14 protein-coding genes are annotated in these 17,842 nt (G+C 64.0%); 11 read left to right on the forward strand and 3 right to left on the reverse strand.

Annotation, left to right across the window (positions count from 1 at the left end; all coding sequences use genetic code 11):
- Positions 1-7 precede the first annotated feature (7 nt).
- Both PQR27_RS09500 and PQR27_RS09505 read right to left on the reverse strand, forming a co-directional pair.
- The gene (locus PQR27_RS09500; RefSeq protein ID WP_408523403.1) at positions 8-1,009 is read right to left on the reverse strand and encodes an ABC transporter permease; all 1,002 of its coding nucleotides are present in this window, start codon (positions 1,007-1,009) and stop codon (positions 8-10) included.
- Positions 1,006-2,613 (reverse strand): sugar ABC transporter ATP-binding protein, encoded by a 1,608-nt coding sequence (locus PQR27_RS09505; RefSeq protein ID WP_408523404.1) that lies wholly within the window; start codon positions 2,611-2,613, stop codon positions 1,006-1,008. Before PQR27_RS09505 ends, PQR27_RS09500 begins: the two co-directional genes overlap by 4 nt.
- A gap of 251 nt (positions 2,614-2,864) precedes the next feature.
- On the opposite strand from PQR27_RS09505, the gene deoC reads away from it, so the two are divergent.
- From deoC to PQR27_RS09540, 7 genes are all read left to right on the forward strand, one after another.
- Complete coding sequence (deoC, locus tag PQR27_RS09510; RefSeq protein WP_408523405.1) at positions 2,865-3,875, forward strand: deoxyribose-phosphate aldolase; 1,011 nt, start codon at positions 2,865-2,867, stop codon at positions 3,873-3,875.
- 16 nt (positions 3,876-3,891) lie between these two features.
- Entirely contained in the window at positions 3,892-6,279 is a 2,388-nt protein-coding gene (locus PQR27_RS09515) for an aldehyde dehydrogenase family protein (protein ID WP_408523406.1), read from the forward strand.
- Positions 6,280-6,428: 149 nt separating this feature from the next.
- Complete coding sequence (rbsK, locus tag PQR27_RS09520) at positions 6,429-7,391, forward strand: ribokinase (protein WP_408523407.1); 963 nt, start codon at positions 6,429-6,431, stop codon at positions 7,389-7,391.
- Between the two features lie 34 nt (positions 7,392-7,425).
- Positions 7,426-8,469 (forward strand): ABC transporter permease, encoded by a 1,044-nt coding sequence (locus tag PQR27_RS09525; RefSeq protein WP_408523408.1) that lies wholly within the window; start codon positions 7,426-7,428, stop codon positions 8,467-8,469.
- A 117-nt stretch (positions 8,470-8,586) separates the two neighbouring features.
- Entirely contained in the window at positions 8,587-9,591 is a 1,005-nt protein-coding gene (locus tag PQR27_RS09530; protein ID WP_408523409.1) for an autoinducer 2 ABC transporter substrate-binding protein, read from the forward strand.
- Between the two features lie 65 nt (positions 9,592-9,656).
- Positions 9,657-11,228 (forward strand): sugar ABC transporter ATP-binding protein, encoded by a 1,572-nt coding sequence (locus PQR27_RS09535; RefSeq protein ID WP_408523410.1) that lies wholly within the window; start codon positions 9,657-9,659, stop codon positions 11,226-11,228.
- A 14-nt stretch (positions 11,229-11,242) separates the two neighbouring features.
- Positions 11,243-12,301 (forward strand): ABC transporter permease, encoded by a 1,059-nt coding sequence (locus PQR27_RS09540; protein ID WP_408523411.1) that lies wholly within the window; start codon positions 11,243-11,245, stop codon positions 12,299-12,301.
- Between the two features lie 52 nt (positions 12,302-12,353).
- On the opposite strand, the gene PQR27_RS09545 is transcribed toward PQR27_RS09540, so the two are convergent.
- Positions 12,354-13,079 (reverse strand): DeoR/GlpR family DNA-binding transcription regulator, encoded by a 726-nt coding sequence (locus PQR27_RS09545; protein ID WP_408523412.1) that lies wholly within the window; start codon positions 13,077-13,079, stop codon positions 12,354-12,356.
- A 302-nt stretch (positions 13,080-13,381) separates the two neighbouring features.
- On the opposite strand from PQR27_RS09545, the gene PQR27_RS09550 reads away from it, so the two are divergent.
- The 4 genes from PQR27_RS09550 (at position 13,382) to PQR27_RS09565 (ending at position 17,832) form a co-directional block, all read left to right on the forward strand.
- Positions 13,382-14,290: a DUF3034 family protein gene (locus tag PQR27_RS09550; protein WP_408523413.1), complete on the forward strand. Its 909-nt coding sequence runs from the start codon at positions 13,382-13,384 to the stop codon at positions 14,288-14,290.
- On the forward strand, positions 14,290-14,733 hold the full coding sequence (locus tag PQR27_RS09555; RefSeq protein WP_408523414.1) for a group I truncated hemoglobin: 444 nt from the start codon (positions 14,290-14,292) through the stop codon (positions 14,731-14,733). Before PQR27_RS09550 ends, PQR27_RS09555 begins: the two co-directional genes overlap by 1 nt.
- A 125-nt stretch (positions 14,734-14,858) precedes the next feature.
- On the forward strand, positions 14,859-15,449 hold the full coding sequence (locus tag PQR27_RS09560) for a methylamine utilization protein (RefSeq protein ID WP_408523415.1): 591 nt from the start codon (positions 14,859-14,861) through the stop codon (positions 15,447-15,449).
- Positions 15,450-15,453: 4 nt separating this feature from the next.
- On the forward strand, positions 15,454-17,832 hold the full coding sequence (locus PQR27_RS09565; RefSeq protein ID WP_408523416.1) for a putative bifunctional diguanylate cyclase/phosphodiesterase: 2,379 nt from the start codon (positions 15,454-15,456) through the stop codon (positions 17,830-17,832).
- Positions 17,833-17,842: the final 10 nt, after the last annotated feature.

A 17,842-nucleotide genomic window follows, 5' to 3' on the forward strand; every position in this document is an offset into this window, starting at 1 on the left:
TGCTCCGTCATTTCTTCGTAAACGCGACTGCGGCGACGATGATGGCGCCCTTGATGACAAGCTGCAGCGATGAGCTCACCCCGAGCAGCACCAGCCCGTTGTTGAGCGTGCCGATGATCAGGCTGCCGAGCAGCGTGCCGAGCACGAAGCCGCGGCCGCCGAACAGACTGCAGCCGCCAAGCGTCACGGAAGCGATCACATCGAGCTCGAGCCCCTGCACGACGTCGGGTCGCGCCGCATGCGAGCGCGCGGCGAGCACCAGCGCGGCGAGGCCCGCCAGCGCGCCGGTCAGGATGAAGGCCAGGGTGGTCACGCGGCGAATGTTGATGCCGGAATAGAGCGCGGCGGTCGGATTGCCGCCGGCCGCGTAGATCTGCCGGCCAAACACGCTGTAGTGCAGCAGCAGAATGCCGCCGATCACGACCAGCACCGTCCAGATGATCGGCACCGGCACGCCAAAAATATCGCCTTCGCCGAAGATGGAGATAAAGCTGTCGTTGGTGATGATCTCGGGCCGCGTGGTGGTGACGAGCAGGGCCAGCCCGCGCGCGGCGCTCAGCGTGCCGAGCGTGACCAGAAACGACGGAATGTTCAGCCGCGTGGTCACCACGCCGTTGATCGCGCCGACGATCGCGCCGGTGCCGATCCCGGCAAGCGCGCCGATCAGCCAGTTATCGCCGACGTAAGTCATGGCGAGCGCCGCGGACATGCCGGACAAGGCCAGTGTCGATCCCACCGAGAGATCGATCTGCCGCGCGATGATCACAAAGGTCATGCCGATCGCGACGATGGAGACGAGCGCGGTCTGCCGGCCGATATTCAGGAAGTTGTCGATCGAGAGGAACCACGGCGTCGCGAAGCTGAACACCACCAGCAGGATCGCGAAGGCAACGTAGAGCGCATACGGCCGGTCGCCTTGCAGCAGAAGTTGTGCGAGGCGCCGCGCGCGGCTGCGCTGGGGAGCGCTGCCCTGGCGTTCGGTCGCGAGCGGCGAGACGGAGTCGTTCATGTTACGGGCTCAGTGGAAGCGCGGGAAAGTTGAATCAGGTGATGAAGCGATTCGGCATTGCCGAGATCGGCACGCTCGACTGTCTTGATGACGCGGCCATCGGCGACGATCGAAATCCGGTCGCACAGCCGCAGGAGTTCGTCGAGATCCGATGACACGACCAGCACGCCGGTGCCGGCCTGGGCCGCGTCATGAACCACGCCATAGATTTCTTCGCGCGCGCCGACGTCGACGCCAACGGTCGGTTCGTCGAGCAGCAGGAGCCGGGGCCGTGGATGATTCCATTTGGCGAACACGACTTTCTGCTGATTGCCGCCTGAGAGAAACTTGACTGACGTGGACGAGCCCGGTGCCTTGACGGCCAGTTCCTTCATGGCGCGTTTCGCCTGCTGGACAGCCGCCTGGCTGCGCAGCCAGCCCCACCGCGAAAAATGCGGCAGTCGCGGCAAGGTCAGGTTGCGCTCGATCGAATGATCGAGAACCAGTCCTTCCAGATGGCGATCTTCCGGCACCAGTGCAATACCGAGCTTGATGGCCGCGGCAGGCGTCACGCGCGTGTGCAATTGGCCGTCGACCATGACTGCGCCGCTTTCGACCGCTCGCAGTCCAAAAATGGTTTGCAGAATTTCGGTGCGTCCACTGCCGATCAAGCCGGCCAGCCCGTGAATCTCGCCACGGCGAACCGTGAGATCGACTGCGTGGAGACGGTCGTTACTGACGCTGGACATTGCGAGGACCGGCGTAGAGGCCGACCCGGTCACGGCAGTTGCTTGCCGGGCGTTCGCCGCCACGCTGCTTGCGCCACCCACCGCGGTTTGCTCCCGCGCATGAAGCGCCGCGTGGCCAGGACCGACGATGGCCGCGACCAGTTGCTTCATGTCGGTATCCGCAGTCGAGAACATGCCGGCGTTGGCACCGTCACGTAATACCGTGACGCGCTGTGAAATACGAAATACCTCGTTCAGCCGGTGCGTCACATAGATCACGCCCACGCCGCGATCCGTCACCGCGCGAATCGCGTCGAACAGAATCTGTTCCTCGCCACCGGTCAGCGCCGAGGTCGGCTCGTCGAGAATCAACACGCGCACGTCGCCCATCAAGGCCTTGCAGATCTCGGTCATTTGCCGGTATGCAAAGGGCAGGGAGCCGACCGGCACACGCGGATCGAGTGGAATGCCATGCGAACGAAGAAAGTCGCTGACGGATGCCATCAACTGGCGGTTCTTCACAAAGCCGAAACGCGTGCGAGGCTCGCGTCCCAGCATCAGGTTGGCGCCGACTGAGAGCGACTCGACCAGACTCAGGTCCTGATAGACGACTGCCACGCCCGCGTCGCGCGATTGCGCCGGCGAATCGAATGCCACGCGCTGGCCGGCGATTTCGATGACGCCTTCGTCATAAGCGTGGACGCCGCTCAGTATCTTGATCAGGGTGGATTTGCCGGCGCCGTTCTCGCCGAGCAAGGCGTGAACTTCACCAGGCAACACTTCGAGGTTGACGCCGCGCAGCGCCTGTACGCCGCCAAATCGTTTGGCGACGCCCGCAACACGGATCAATGGAACCTGAGGCGACGATGCGGCCGCGACCGCAACCGGCTCACTCATCTGGCATGTCTCCTTCCGTCGATGTGACGAAATTCTCTTCTTGGTTTGATGCGGCCAGTGTCGACCGTATTGTGATCTTCGCACCACGGTTATGGTGCGTCAATAACATTTGGGCCCATAACAAGGCCTGGGGATACGCGAATGTGAAGATTCGGTCGCAAGGCTTGTTATGATTCTATCAATCGTTGTAGCATAGCTGAGAACAGCCTGTCCGTTGTCGTTGTGCTTTGCATCAAATTTACGGATGTCTCATGCCTGAAGCCCCTTCTCTGTCTTCTTCGGTCGTCGCATTGCGCGGCGCACCGCTCATCCATCCGGTGCGCAATCCGGGCGTCCCGTTCGACGCGTCATGGCTGGATGGCCTGCGCGTCAATCAGTCCGCGGTCGAGCGGCGCACGGCAACGCTTGCCACGCGGCGCACGGTCAAGAAAGACGCGCAGGCGGCCTGGTTGCTGAAGGCCGTGACCTGCATCGACCTCACCACCCTGAACGGCGACGACACCGAAGGCCGCGTGCGCCGCCTGTGCGCGAAAGCGCGCCAGCCGGTGCGTGCGGACATTCTCGAAGCACTCGGGATCGCGTCGCACGGAATCACCACGGGCGCGGTGTGCGTCTACCACCGTTTCGTCGCGGCGGCGGTCGACGCGCTGCACGGCAGCGGCATTCCGGTCGCGGCGGTGTCGACGGGTTTTCCCGCTGGCCTGATTCCGCATCCGCTGAAGCTGAAGGAGATCGAGGCGTCGGTGGCGGACGGTGCGATGGAAATCGATATCGTGGTGACCCGCGAATATGTGCTCACCGGCAACTGGCAGGCGCTTTACGACGAAGTGCGCGAGTTTCGCGCCGCATGCGGTCCCGCGCATCTGAAGGCGATTCTCGCGACCGGCGACATCCGCACGCTCTCCAACGTGGCGCGCGCCTCGATGGTCTGCATGATGGCCGGCGCCGATTTCATCAAGACGTCGACCGGCAAGGAGGGTGTCAACGCGACGCTCGACGTGTCGCTCGTGATGGTGCGGATGATCCGCGAATACCAGGACCGAACCGGCGTGCCGATCGGCTTCAAACCGGCAGGCGGCGTCTCGAGCGCGAAGTCCGTGCTGTCGTATCAGATCCTGATGAAGGAGGAGCTCGGCCGCCCCTGGCTCGAGCCGGAGCTGTTCCGCATCGGCGCATCGAGCCTGCTGGCCGACATCGAACGCCAGCTCGAACATCACGTGAGCGGCCAGTACTCCGCTTTCAACCGTCACCCTGTAGCCTGAACACAAGATCGATCCCATGAGCGTAGCCGAGTATTTTTCTTCGATGGAGTACGGTCCCGCACCCGAGGACGATCAGCCCGCGCGTGCCTGGCTCGCGCAGCATGAGGCGCGCTTCGGGCATTTCATCGGCGGTGCGTGGCACGAGCCGTCAGCGGGTGAGCGCTTTGCGTCGAACGCGCCCGCCAGCGGCGAGGCGCTGGCCGAGATCGCCCAGGGCGATGCCGCCGATGTCGATGCGGCTGTCGCCGCGGCGCGCGCCGCGCAACCTGGCTGGCTCGCGCTGGGCGGCGCTGGGCGTGCGCGTCATCTGTATGCGCTGTCGCGCATGGTGCAGCGTCACAGCCGGCTGTTCGCCGTGCTCGAAGCACTGGATAACGGCAAGCCGATCCGCGAAACCCGCGACATCGACGTGCCGCTGGTCGCGCGGCACTTCCTGCATCACGCGGGCTGGGCACAGTTGCAGGACAGCGAGTTTGCCGCTTACGCGCCGCTCGGCGTGATCGGCCAGATCGTGCCGTGGAATTTCCCGTTGCTGATGCTGTCGTGGAAGATTGCGCCGGCGCTCGCAATGGGTAACTGCGTCGTGCTGAAGCCGGCTGAATACACGCCGCTGACGTCGCTGTTGTTCGCCGAACTCGCGCATCGGGCAGGGCTGCCTGCGGGCGTGCTGAACGTCGTCACCGGCGACGGCCGCACCGGCGCCGCGCTGGTCGATCACCCGCAGGTGGACAAGATCGCCTTCACGGGCTCCACCGAAGTAGGTAAAGCGATCCGCGCGGCCACCGCCGGCTCGGGTAAATCGCTCACGCTCGAACTCGGCGGCAAGTCGCCGTTCATCGTGTTCGACGATGCGGATCTGGACGGCGCCGTGGAAGGCGTGGTCGACGCGATCTGGTTCAACCAGGGGCAGGTCTGCTGCGCGGGTTCGCGCCTGCTCGTGCAGGAAGGCATCGAAGCACGCTTCATTGCCAAGCTGAAGCGGCGTATGGAGACGCTGCGGATCGGCTCGTCGCTCGACAAGAGCATCGATCTCGGCGCGATTGTCGATCCGGTGCAGCTCGAGCGCATCCAGTCGCTGGTCGAAGCAGGGCGGCGTGAGGGCTGCGCGATCTGGCAGGCGCCGGACGCCGCCGTGCCCACGCAGGGCTGCTTCTATCCGCCGACGCTGGTGACCGGCGTGGCGCCGGCTTCCACGCTCGCGCAGGAAGAGATCTTCGGCCCGGTGCTGGTCGCCATGAGCTTTCGCACGCCGGACGAAGCCATCGCGCTCGCCAACAATTCGCGCTACGGGCTCGCCGCCAGCGTCTGGAGCGAGACCATCGGCCGCGCGCTCGATATCGCGCCGCGCCTCGCATGCGGGGTCGTATGGATCAATGCGACGAACCTGTTCGATGCCGCGGTCGGCTTTGGCGGCTACCGTGAATCGGGCTACGGACGCGAAGGCGGACGTGAGGGCATCTACGAGTATCTGAAGCCGCGCGCCTGGCTCAAGCTTGCCGCCCGTCAGCCGGCGCAGGCTGCGGCGGGCGCCGGCAGGCATGACCCGGCGCCGAACCTCACGGCGATCGACCGGACGGCCAAGCTCTTCATCGGCGGCAAGCAGGTGCGCCCGGACAGCGGCTATTCGCGGCCGGTCTACGCGCCGGACGGCACGCCGGTGGGCGAAGTGGGCGAGGGCAATCGCAAGGACATTCGCAACGCGGTGGAAGCGGCGCGCGCGGCGCATAAATGGTCGCAGGCGAGCACGCATAACCGCGCCCAGGTGCTCTTCTACATCGCGGAAAACCTCGCCGTGCGAGCGGACGAATTCGCCCGGCAACTGGTGGCAAGAACCGGTGTGACGGAAGCGGCGGCGCACGCGGAGGTCGAGGCCTCGGTGGCGCGGCTGTTCACGTACGCAGCCTGGGCCGACAAGTTCGACGGCGCCGTGCATACGCCGCCGCTGCGCGGCGTCGCGCTGGCGATGCATGAGCCGCTGGGCGTGATCGGCATTGCCTGTCCGGACGAGGCGCCGCTGCTCGGTTTCGTATCGCTGGTGGCGCCGGCGTTGGCGATGGGCAATCGCGTCGTGGTGCTGCCAGGCGAGGCGTGTCCACTCACGATCACCGATTTTTATCAGGTAGCCGAAACGTCGGACGTGCCCGGCGGCGCGCTGAACATTGTCACCGGCGAGCGCGGCGCGCTTCTGCCGGCGCTCGCTCGCCATAACGACGTCGATGCACTGTGGTGCTTCGGCAGCGCGAGCGATTCGACGCTGGTCGAGCGCGAGTCGATTGGTAACCTGAAACGTACTTTCACCGATTACGGCCGCCAGTTCGACTGGTTCGACCGTTCGAGCGAAGGCCTGCCGTTTCTGCGCCAGGCGGTACAGGTCAAGAATATCTGGGTGCCGTATGGAGACTGAGCGCTAGTTGGTCAGACGAGTATTGGACACACTGCACGCCAACCAGGATATGGAGGAGACAACGTGCTGAAGAATCTGGATCCGCTGTTGAACGCCGACGTGCTGCATGCACCAGACGCGCCAAAGGAAGTCGCCCAGGGAGAACGGTCATGAACGCGTCTTCGCAAGCTAACGGGCGCGTCGTCATTCTCGGCATCTATGTCACCGATCTGACGTTCCGCGCCCAGCGTATGCCGCTGCTCGGCGAGACGATCGCGGGCTCGGCTTTCGCGATGGGGCCGGGCGGCAAGGGCTCGAATCAGGCGGTCGCGGCGGCGCGCGCCGGCGCCGAGGTGGTGTTCTGCACGCGCATCGGCAACGATGCATTCGGTGAGATCGCCCGCGCGACATGGGCCGCGGAAGGCATCACGGCGCGTGCCTCGGTTGCCGAAGGCCTCTCCACCGGCGCGGCGCATATCTTCGTCGACGACACCACCGGCATGAACGCGATCATCGTCGCATCCGGCGCGGCCGGCACCTTGAGCGCGGCCGACGTCGATGCGATCGAAGCCGACATCGCCGCGGCGCGCGTGTTCGTCACCCAGCTCGAACAGCCGCTCGCCGCTGCGCGCCGCGGACTCGAAGTGGCGCGCAAGCACGGCGTGATCACCGTATTCAATCCGGCACCCGCGCTGCCGCTCGACGACGGCATCTTCCCGCTGTGCGATTACATCACGCCGAACGAAACCGAAGCCACCGCGCTCACCGGCGTGCCGATCGCGAACGCCGACGATGCGCGTCGTGCCGCCGACGTGCTGCTGGCCAAGGGTGTCGGCACGGTCATCGTCACGCTCGGCGAGAACGGTGCGCTGCTGCATTCGGCAAGCCAGTCGGTGCTGGTGCCCGCTTACCACTGCGGTCGGGTGGTCGAAACGGCCGGCGCCGGTGACGGCTTTACGGGCGGCTTCGCGGCGGCACTCGCACGCGGCGACGACGCGATCCCGGCGCTGCGCTTCGGTTGCGCGCTTGCCGGCATCTCCGTGACGCGCCCGGGCACCGCGCCCTCGATGCCGACCCTTGCCGAAGTGAACCGCGTCCTGAGCGAGCCGGGCCAACCGGCACAGGCATCCTGACTGTCGCTGCAGTTCGAAGGAGATCGTCCGCATCATGAAGTCTTCGTTTGCCGCTGGAAAGCTGTTTGCCGACCGCCAACTGAATTTTCTGCTGATCGTCAACGTACTCGTCGTGCTGGTCGCGACGTGGCTGTCGCACGGCCAGTTCGTCGATATCGACAACCTGCAGTCGATGGGCGGCCAGTTGCCCGAACTCGGGCTGCTGGCACTCGGCATCATGCTGTCGATGGTGTCGGGCAATGGCGGGATCGACCTGTCCGGCGTCGGGCTGGCCAATCTGTCGGGCATGGTCGCCGCAATGGTCGTGCCGCGCTTCGTCAATGGCGATGATTCGCCGGCGCTCTACACCGCGCTTTTCTGCCTGATCGCGGTGACCATGGGCCTGCTCGGCGGCTTGCTGAACGGCGTGGTGATCGCGCGGCTCAGGCTCACGCCGATTCTTTGCACGCTCGGCACCCAGCTGCTGTTCACGGGCTTTGCGGTGGTGCTTAGCAATGGCGCTTCGGTGCATGTCGATTATGTCGACCCATTGTCGAATATCGGTAACGGCACGGTATTTCAGGTACCGATCGCATTCTGCATCTTCATTGCCGCGGTGATCGTGCTGGGCTGGCTGCTCAGGCGTAGCCCGTTCGGCCTGCGCCTCTATCTGATGGGCACCAACCCCAAAGCGGCGTTCTACGCCGGTATTCCGCGCGCGCGGATGCTGATCACCACCTACGCGATGTGCGGTGTGCTCGCTTCGCTCGCGGGACTGATCAGCGCGACGCATACGTCCAGCGCGAAATGGGATTACGGCAACTCCTATCTGCTGATCGCGATCCTGATCGCCGTGATGGGCGGCGTGAATCCGGCAGGCGGATATGGCCGCATCATCTGCGTGTTTTTTGCCGCGACCGTGCTGCAATTCCTGTCGAGCCTGTTCAATCTGCTGGGCGTATCGCAGTTTTTCGGCGATTGCGCGTGGGGCTTCCTGTTGCTGCTGTCGCTCGCGTTTGCGGGTGGCGAGCGGGTGCGGGCGATTTTCGGCCTGGGTGGCGGGGCGGGGACCGGGGCAGGGACCGCGCCCCGGCGTTAGCGCGCAAGTGGACGCAAGACGTTTTGAGCAAATGGTTTCAGTACGCGGCGGACCTTGGGCCCGGGTGGTCCGCGAAAGCGAAGTGGGCCGATATCGAACGACAATGGAGACAAGGCAATGAAATTGACTCGACTGGGGGCCGCACTGGCAGCCGGCGCCCTGACGGTAGGCGTCATGGTTGCGGCGCACGCGGCGACGAATGAGACGATCGTGACGGTCGTCAAGGTGACGGGCATCAACTGGTTCAACCGGATGGACGAAGGCGTCAAGGAGTTCGCGAAGGACAACCCGGGCGTGACCGCGTATCAGACCGGACCGGGCCGTGCGGACGCCGCGCAACAACTGAAGATCATCGAAGACCTGATCGCGAAGAAGGTCACCGCGATCGCGGTGGTGCCCTACGATCCGCCGACGCTCGAACCGGCGCTGAAGAAGGCGATGGATCGCGGCATCAAGGTGGTCACGCATGAGGCGGACAACGAGAAGAACACGATGGTCGACATCGAGGCGTTCGACAATACCGCCTACGGTGCCGGCCTGAACGAACGGCTCGCCTCGTGCATGCATGACGACGGCAAGTGGGCCGTGCTGGTCGGCTCGCTCGGCAGCCGCTCGCAGGTGCAGTGGGCGGACGGCGGCATCGGCAATGCCAAGGCCAGATATCCGAAGATGAACCTGGTCGAGCCAAAGCTCGAAACCAATAACGACGGCGAACGTGCGTACGAAGTCGCGAAGGAAGTGTTGCGCAAGCATCCGGACCTCAAGGGCTTCCAGGGTTCCTCCTCGCTCGACGTGATCGGCATTGGCCGGGCGGTCGAAGAAGCCGGCATGCAGGGCAAGATCTGTGTGTACGGCACCGGTTTGCCGACCGAAGCCGGCAAGTTCCTCGACAGCGGCGCCATCAACGGCATCGCGTTCTGGGATCCGAAGCTGGCCGGTATCGCCATGAACAAGGTCGCGCAGATGCTGGTAGACGGCAAGACGGTCGAGAACGGCGCCGATCTCGGCATTCCCGGCTACACCAAGGTGACGGTCGCGAAGGGGCCGGGCAAGGGCATCATCGTGCGCGGCCAGGGCTGGGTGAACGTCGACAAGTCGAACTACAAGCAGTATCCGTTCTGATCCGTCGTTGTTTCGTGCGTCACGGCGTGCCCGCGCGGGCACGCCTTACCTTGCGACTCGCCATCATGAATCAAGACGTATCGTCATCGTTGCCGCAGCCGTCCCCGTTGTCGTCCGGCCATGCGCAGCCATTTTTGCAGGTGGTCGGCGTGCACAAGCGTTTCACCGGCGTGCATGCGTTGCGCGGCGTGAGCCTCTCGTTCGAACGTGGCCAGATCTATCATCTGCTCGGCGAGAACGGCTGCGGCAAGAGCACCCTCATCAAGATCATTTCCGGCGCGCAGCCGCCTGACGAAGGCGAACTCGTTATCGAAGGCGTGCGCCATGCGCGGCTCTCCGCGCTCGAATCGCTCGCGGCGGGCATTGAAACGGTGTATCAGGACCTGTCGCTGCTGCCGAACATGAGCGTGGCTGAAAATGTCGCGCTCACGGCCGAGCTGGCCACACACGCAGGCAAGCTCGCCCGCACCTTCGACCGGCGCGCGCTGGCGCGCACGGCCGCCCGCGCGCTCGAAGCCGTCGGTCTGCCTGGCAACGCCGATTTTCAGGCGACACTGATCGAACAGTTGCCGCTCGCCACGCGCCAGCTCGTGGCGATTGCGCGTGCCATTGCGAGCGAAGCGAAGTTCGTGATCATGGACGAACCGACCACCTCGCTCACGCAAAAGGAAGTCGACAACCTGATCGCGGTGCTCGCGAACCTGCGCGCCGAAGGCGTGACCGTGCTGTTTGTGAGCCACAAGCTCGACGAGTGTTATGCGATCGGTGGCGAAGTGATCGTGTTGCGCGACGGTCAGAAAATGGCGCAGGGGCCGATCGCGCAGTTCACGAAAGCGCAGATCAGCGAACTGATGACGGGCCGTCATCTGTCGAACGAACGGTATCGTGAAGACGCGCATGCGCAGGACGTCGTGCTCGAATTGCGCGGCTTGACGCGCGCCGGCCAGTTCAGCGATGTGTCATTTGCACTGCATGGCGGCGAGATTCTCGGCGTGACGGGCCTGCTCGATTCGGGGCGCAACGAACTTGCGCGCGCGTTGGCGGGTGTTGCGCCGGCGCAAGCGGGCGAGGTGCTGCTCGATGGCAAGCCGATCGCGTTGCGCACGCCCTCGGACGCGAAAGACAATCGCATCGGCTACGTGCCGGAAGACCGCCTGAACGAAGGACTATTCCTCGACAAGCCGATCCGCGACAACGTCATTACGGCGATGATCTCGAGCCTGCGCGACCGTTTCGGCCAGATCGACCGCGTCCGTGCGCAGGCGCTGGCGGAACAGACCGTGAAAGATCTGCAGATCGCGACGCCGGGCGTCGACAAGCCGGTGCAGTCGCTTTCCGGCGGCAACCAGCAGCGCGTGCTGATCGGCCGCTGGCTCGCCATCGATCCACGCGTGCTGATCCTGCATGGACCGACCGTCGGCGTCGACGTCGGTTCGAAGGACATCATTTACCGCATCATGCAGCGGCTCTCGCAACGCGGCATCGGCATCATTCTGATCAGCGACGACCTGCCGGAACTGCTGCAGAACTGCGACCGCATCCTGATGATGAAGAAAGGGCGTGTCGCAAGTGAATATCGTGCCGACGCGTTGAGCGAAGCCGATCTGTACCACGCACTGCTCTCCGACGCGGCATAGAGGACGTCCTACCCATGAACTCGCGGATCCATTCGCGTATGAACCAGACCATGACCCCGCCCACCGTCGCCAAAGTTGCGCCTCGCGTCAAGCCGCCGGGCTTGCGGGCGAAACTCGCGCGCAACCCCGAGTGGTTTACCGTCGCGCTGATCGCGGTGACGTGTCTGATCGTCGGTGCGATCAACCCGCGCTTTTTCCAGTTGGCGACGCTGTTCGATCTGCTGCATTCGGCCACCACGATGTCGCTGTTCGCGCTGGGCACGCTCGTCGTGCTGGCCTCCGGCGGCATCGACGTATCGTTTACCGCGATCGCCGCGCTCACGATGTACGGCATCACCAAGGCCGTCTTCGTCTGGTGGCCGGATGCGCCATTCGCGCTGATCCTGATCACCGGCGCGCTCGGCGGCGTGCTGCTCGGCATCATCAACGGCGTGCTGGTGCACCGGCTGAAAGCGCCTTCGCTGATTGTGACGATCGGCACACAGTATCTGTATCGCGGGCTGCTGCTGACGTTTATCGGCACGACGTTCTTCATGAACATCCCGCACAGCATGGACCGGTTTGGCCGCATTCCGCTGGTTTTCTATCACACGAGTGACGGCCTGCGCGCGGTGCTGCCAGTGTCGGTGCTGGCGCTCGTGGCCGCCGCGCTGGTCACGTGGTGGCTGCTGAACCGGACGATGATGGGGCGGGGCGTCTACGCGATGGGCGGCAGTCTGGCGATTGCGGAGCGGCTCGGCTACAACCTGCGCGCGATCCATCTGTTCGTCTTCGGTTATACGGGCATGCTCGCCGGAATCGCCGGCATCCTGCACGTGTCGAATAACCGGCTCGCCAATCCGTTCGACCTGGTCGGCTCGGAACTCGATGTCATCGCCGCAGTGATTCTGGGTGGCGCGCGCATCACCGGCGGCACGGGGACGGTGGCGGGCACGCTGCTTGGCGTCGTGCTGGTGACGCTGATCAATAGCGTGCTGATTCTGGTCGGCGTGCCGAGCACCTGGCAGAAGGTGATCATTGGCGCCTTTATTCTGATTGCCGGCACGCTGTTCGCGCTGCAACGAAAGAGCTGAGCGCCTGGCTACAGTGGCGCCGCGCGGTTTTGCAAGCGCGCGGCGGGCCGCTTCATTTGCGCTTGCGGTGGTCCTGGCCTTTCTCGGTGATGATGGAGTCGAAGTCGTCGATCTGCGAGAAACGCACGGCTTTGACCACGCCGAACTTGCTCATGTCCACCACCAGATGCCGCTCGACGGCGCTTGCCATGGCCGCCTGCTTCAGCGCGACTTCATGAAAATTCCAGCAGGTGACGCCACGCGCGGTATCCACGCCGCCCGCTGAAATGAAGGCCTTGTTGATGCCCATTCTGCGCAGCATCTCGAGACTCTCTTCGCCCGCGAACGAATCCGACGACGGCACATACACGCCGCCGAGCAGAATCATGCGCACGTTCGGCTTGCGCCGCAGAATCTCCGCCACGTTCAGCGAATAGCACACGACGGTGACGTGGCGCTCGGGCGGAATGAGGCGCGCCAGCGTGGTGAGCGTGGTGCCGCAATCGATGAACAGTGTTTCGTTGTCGCCAATCAGACCGGCCGCGACCGCCGACGCTTCCGCCTTGGCCAGTGCGAAATGATCTTTTTCGTGTTCGAGCGAATAGCCGGCGTTGTTGGGGACGTCCGTGGCGTTGACGATGTAGCCGCCGAGATAGGTGAACCGTTGCGGACTGCCTGCGATGTCGCGCCGCACGGTCATCTCCGAGACACCCAGAAGGCTGGCGGCGTCGCGCAGACGCATCACGTTCTGCCTGGCCAGCGCATCGGCGAGGGCGCGGAGGCGGTCGGGTTTCAGCATGGAGGTCCTGGCGCGTAGCGTGGATTGGCGTGGGTAGCGCGTTATGTTTCGTTCGAGTTCCTGAGAGAATTATAACAAGCGGTTGTGCGCGCGGCGAGAGCCGATCGGGCGTTTTTATCGGTTCGGCCACTCAAGTATCTGTTTTGAATGCCGTTATGCCAGATGTCGGCTGGCGATCCGCTGAGTCAATCATCAGATCAACGACCCGCAGCCGACCTCCATGAGTCATCCGGGCGGCGCGTTGTGTGATGTATCCGGTGCCGCCTCGCGAACTCGTCCTGGCTTACCTTCGACGGCACGACATGCTTCGCAGAAATACGGCAAACCCGCTGGCATCAGCGGCCTTCGCGGCACTCCTGCTGCACGCGCCAGCGGTCCTCGCCGAGGAGCCCGCCGCGCCCGTCGTGCCGGCCACGTCCGGCAAGCTTTTGCTGACGGGCGGCGTGTCCGAAATCGAAGGCGCGGCCGGTGGCGGCCTCACACCGTGGGCCGTGATCGGTGGCTACGGGACTGCCTCGCAACTCGGCGCCAACGCGCACGGCACCTATGTGCACACGCAGGACTTCGCCCTGACGACTTATGGCGCGACCGCGGGCGTTGCCAATCGAGTCGAGTTTTCGGTCGCGCGGCAGAGTTTCGATACGCGCGATGCCGGCGCGCAACTCGGCCTTGGTTCGGGCTTCAGGTTCAACATGGACACGATCGGCGTGAAGGTGCGCCTGTTCGGCGACGCCGTGCTCGATCAGGATACGTGGGTGCCGCAGGTCGCCGCCGGCATCCAGTTCAAGCATAACGAACAGGGCGATATCGTGCGAGCCGTGGGCGCGACAAGCAATTCCGGCACGGACTTCTATTTGTCCGCGACGAAGCTGCTGCTCTCGCAGAGCCTGCTGCTCAATGGCACGCTGCGGTTCACGAAAGCCAACCAGTTCGGCCTGCTCGGGTTCGGGGGCGACAAGTCCAATAGTTATCACCCGGAGTTCGAAGCCTCGGTTGCGTATCTGCTTTCGCGTTATGTCGCAATGGGCGCCGAGTATCGCAGCAAGCCCGACAACCTCAGCTTCGCGCGCGAGCAGGATGCGTACGATGTATTCGTCGCGTGGGCGCCGACCAAACACGTCTCGCTGACGCTCGCCTATGTCGCGCTCGGCGACATCGCCACGATCCGCAATCAGCGCGGTGCTTACGCTTCTTTACAGGTGGGCTTCTGATGCTCAACGCCCGAGGATCTCTGCGTCACGCCGCGTGTGCCGCGCTCGCGTTCTGTGCATTGCTGTCGACGGCCGCGCACGCCGACAATTCGCTCTATCGCGAGTTCGGCGAACAGCCGGGCCTCGTCAGGATCATCGACGACTTCTATGATCTGCTGCTGGTCGATCCGCGCACAAAACCCTATTTCGACGGTGCGCCGGTCAAGCGCATCAAGCAGAAGCTCGCCGAGCAGTTCTGCGTGCTGCTGGACGGCCCCTGCGTGTACACCGGCCGCACGATGAAGCGCGCGCACGAAGGTCAGAACATCGACCGCGCCGCGTTCAATGCGCTCGTCGAAGATCTGCAAACAGCAATGGACAGGAACGGTGTGCCGTTTCGCGCCCAGAACAAGCTGCTCGCAAAGCTCGCGCCAATGTACCGCGATGTGCAGGATCGCGAATGAACGAGCCGTCTATCGCCGGTCGGGATTCTGGAGCGCCTGGCCGGCACAATCGCACACTCTATCGACCTTCACAGGATTTCACGCCAATGCATTCAGGTAAGCCGGCTCTCGCCATGCGGAGGTGGTTGAGCGTCGCGGCTCTCGCGATTGGCCTGCACGTCGTGGCGGCCAGCGCCGCCAGTCTCCAGGTGGCCGTCGTCGATCAGAATGGGGCGCCCGTCGCCGACGCGGTCGTCTACGCGACGCCCGTCAACGGCAAGCTGCCGCCCGCCAAACCCGCGGGCGCCGTCGTCGACCAGGTGAAGCGGCAGTTCGTGCCGCTCGTATCGGTTGTCCAGTCGGGTACCGCAATCACGTTTCCGAACAAGGACAATTTCGAACACGACGTGTACTCGTTTTCGCCCGCGAAGAAGTTCGAACTCCATCTGTATCACGGCGTGCCGGCGAGTCCTGTCGTGTTCGACAAAGCGGGACTCGTCGTGTTGGGCTGCAATATTCACGATTCGATGGTCGCGTATGTGATGGTGGTCGACACTCCCTGGTTCGCGAGGACCGACGCGAGCGGCCGCGCGTCGATCGATAACGTACCCGCCGACATTTACAACGTCACCGCGTGGCATTACCGTCTCGCCGACGCGAACGCGCAGCCGAGCCAGAAAATGACCCCCGGCTTCACCGCGAATGGGACGTTCACGTTGAAACTGTCGGCGCAATAGGCGGATGATGCGATTCCATAGCTTGCGCGCCCGGATTACGATCGTTGTCGTGCTGCTGATGCTGGCCGCGCAGCTGGCCGTCTATGCGGTGATCAGCACGGTCATCCGTTCGAACGCGCGCAGCAATGTGGAGCAGCAGCTGGTGGTGGCGGAACGTGTGTTTCACCAGGTGCTGCGCTCGAACGGCGAAAAGCTGACCCAGGCGGCCGGTGTCGTGGCAGCGGACTTCGGCTTTCGCGAGGCCGTTGCGACACACGATGAAAACACTGTCGTGTCGGCGCTCAGCAACCATGGGGAGCGCGTCGCTGCCGATGTCGTGATGCTCGCCGATCTGGACGGCAAGCTGATTGCGGACAGCCGTGGCGCTTCGCCTGCGCGCGCCCCCTTTCCGTTGCGCAGTCTGATTCATGCGGCGGCGCAGCGGCAAGGCGATACCTCTTCGATTGTCGCCGTTGACGGCAAGCTGTATCAGGTCGTCGCCGTGCCCGTCAAAGCCCCCGTCACGATTGCGTGGGTCGCAATGGGCTTTCAGATCGACGACAACACGGCTAGAGACATGGCGAGTCTCACCTCGCTCAATGTGTCGTTTCTCGATCGCCGCGCCGACGGCCGCTGGAGCGTGCTCGCCAGTTCGCTGCACGACGCCGCCCACGCGCGCGCGAGCATTGCCGATGTGGCCGACGAAAACTACGCGACTCGCGTCGTGCTTTTGCAGTCCGGCGGCGAACCGACGGCCGTCATGCTGCAACGGTCTCTGCTCGAGGCCATGGCGCCGTTCCACCGGCTTCAGACCGCGCTACTCGTGATCACGGCGTTCGGCGTGCTTCTCTCGATTGTCGGCAGCGTGTTGACCGCCCGTAGCGTGACGCGCCCCGTGGCTGCGCTCACGCGTTTCTCGCGTCGTATCGAACAGGGCGAATACGACGAGCCGATCGAAATTTCGCGTCAGGACGAGCTCGGCGAGCTGGCGAAGGCGTTCAATCACATGCAGGCGGCGATCTTCGAGCGCGAACGTCGCATTACCGAACTCGCCTACATGGACCGGCTCACCGGGCTGGCGAATCGCGCGATGTTCAACGACCGGCTGCAGGCGGCCATCGTCGAGGCGCAACTGGATCGCCGCGGAGCGGCGGGCGACTTCAGCGTGATGGTAATGGACCTCGACCGGTTCAAGCTGGTGAACGACACGCTCGGCCATCCCATCGGCGATCTGCTGCTATGCGAAGTCGCGATACGTTTGCGCGCCGCGTTGCGCGAAACGGATGTCGTCGCGCGGCTGGGCGGTGACGAGTTCGCGGTGCTGTTGCCGGGCGACGCGAGCGAGGGTGCGCAGTGTGTTGCCACCCATCTGCTAAAGACGCTCGAACAACCGATCATGATCGAAGGGCAGCTCGTGGATGTGGGCGCGAGCATGGGCATCGTCGCGTTCCCGCAGCACGGCACCGACATGAACGTGCTGATGCGCCGCGCCGATATTGCGATGTACGTCGCCAAGCGTTCGAACACGGGCTACGCGCTGTACGACGAAAAGCACGATGAGAACGGCGCGGAACGGCTGTCGCTGATGAGCGAGTTGCGCCAGGCCGTCGAGCACGATCAGCTGACGCTCTATTACCAGCCGAAGCTGGATCTGACGACGGGCACCGTGAAGTATGTCGAGGCGCTGGTGCGCTGGGACCATCCGACGCGCGGATTTGTCGCCCCTGACCAGTTCATTCCGTTCGCCGAACAGACGGGCTATATCAAGGTGATCTCGCAATGGGTCGCCGATAAGGCGATCGGCCAGTGCGCCGCGTGGCACGCGGCGGGCATCGATCTCGCCGTGTCGGTCAACGTGTCCGCGCGCGAACTGATTCAGTCCACGCTGCCCGATACGTTCAGCTCGCTGTTGGCGAAGTACGCGGTTGCGCCGGAGATGCTGTGGATCGAGATTACCGAAAGCGCGATCATGGATGATCCGAATCACGCGATCGAAACGCTCGATCGCCTGCACGCGCTCGGCATTCGTCTGGCGGTGGACGACTTTGGCACCGGCTATTCGTCACTGTCGTATCTGAAGCGGATGCCCGTCGACGAACTGAAGATCGACAAGTCGTTCGTGATGGGCATGACACAGCACAAGGACGATGAAACCATCGTGCGCTCGACCATCGATCTCGCGCACAACATGGGTCTGAAGGTGGTCGCGGAAGGGGTCGAGAGCGAAGAAGTTCTGGAGCGCCTGCGCGAGCTACGCTGCGATCTCGTGCAAGGCTATCACCTGACCCGTCCGCTGCCGCCGGTGAAACTCGAGGCATGGCTGATCGACTGGGAGATTTCGCAGTCGAACAAAGGAGCGCAAGGACTCGAATCGCCCACCGGGGACGGTCAGGTCCGCATCTGAATCGTGCGTC

This window comes from Paraburkholderia fungorum, assembly GCF_046027215.1.
Lineage (GTDB): Bacteria > Pseudomonadota > Gammaproteobacteria > Burkholderiales > Burkholderiaceae > Paraburkholderia > Paraburkholderia fungorum_D.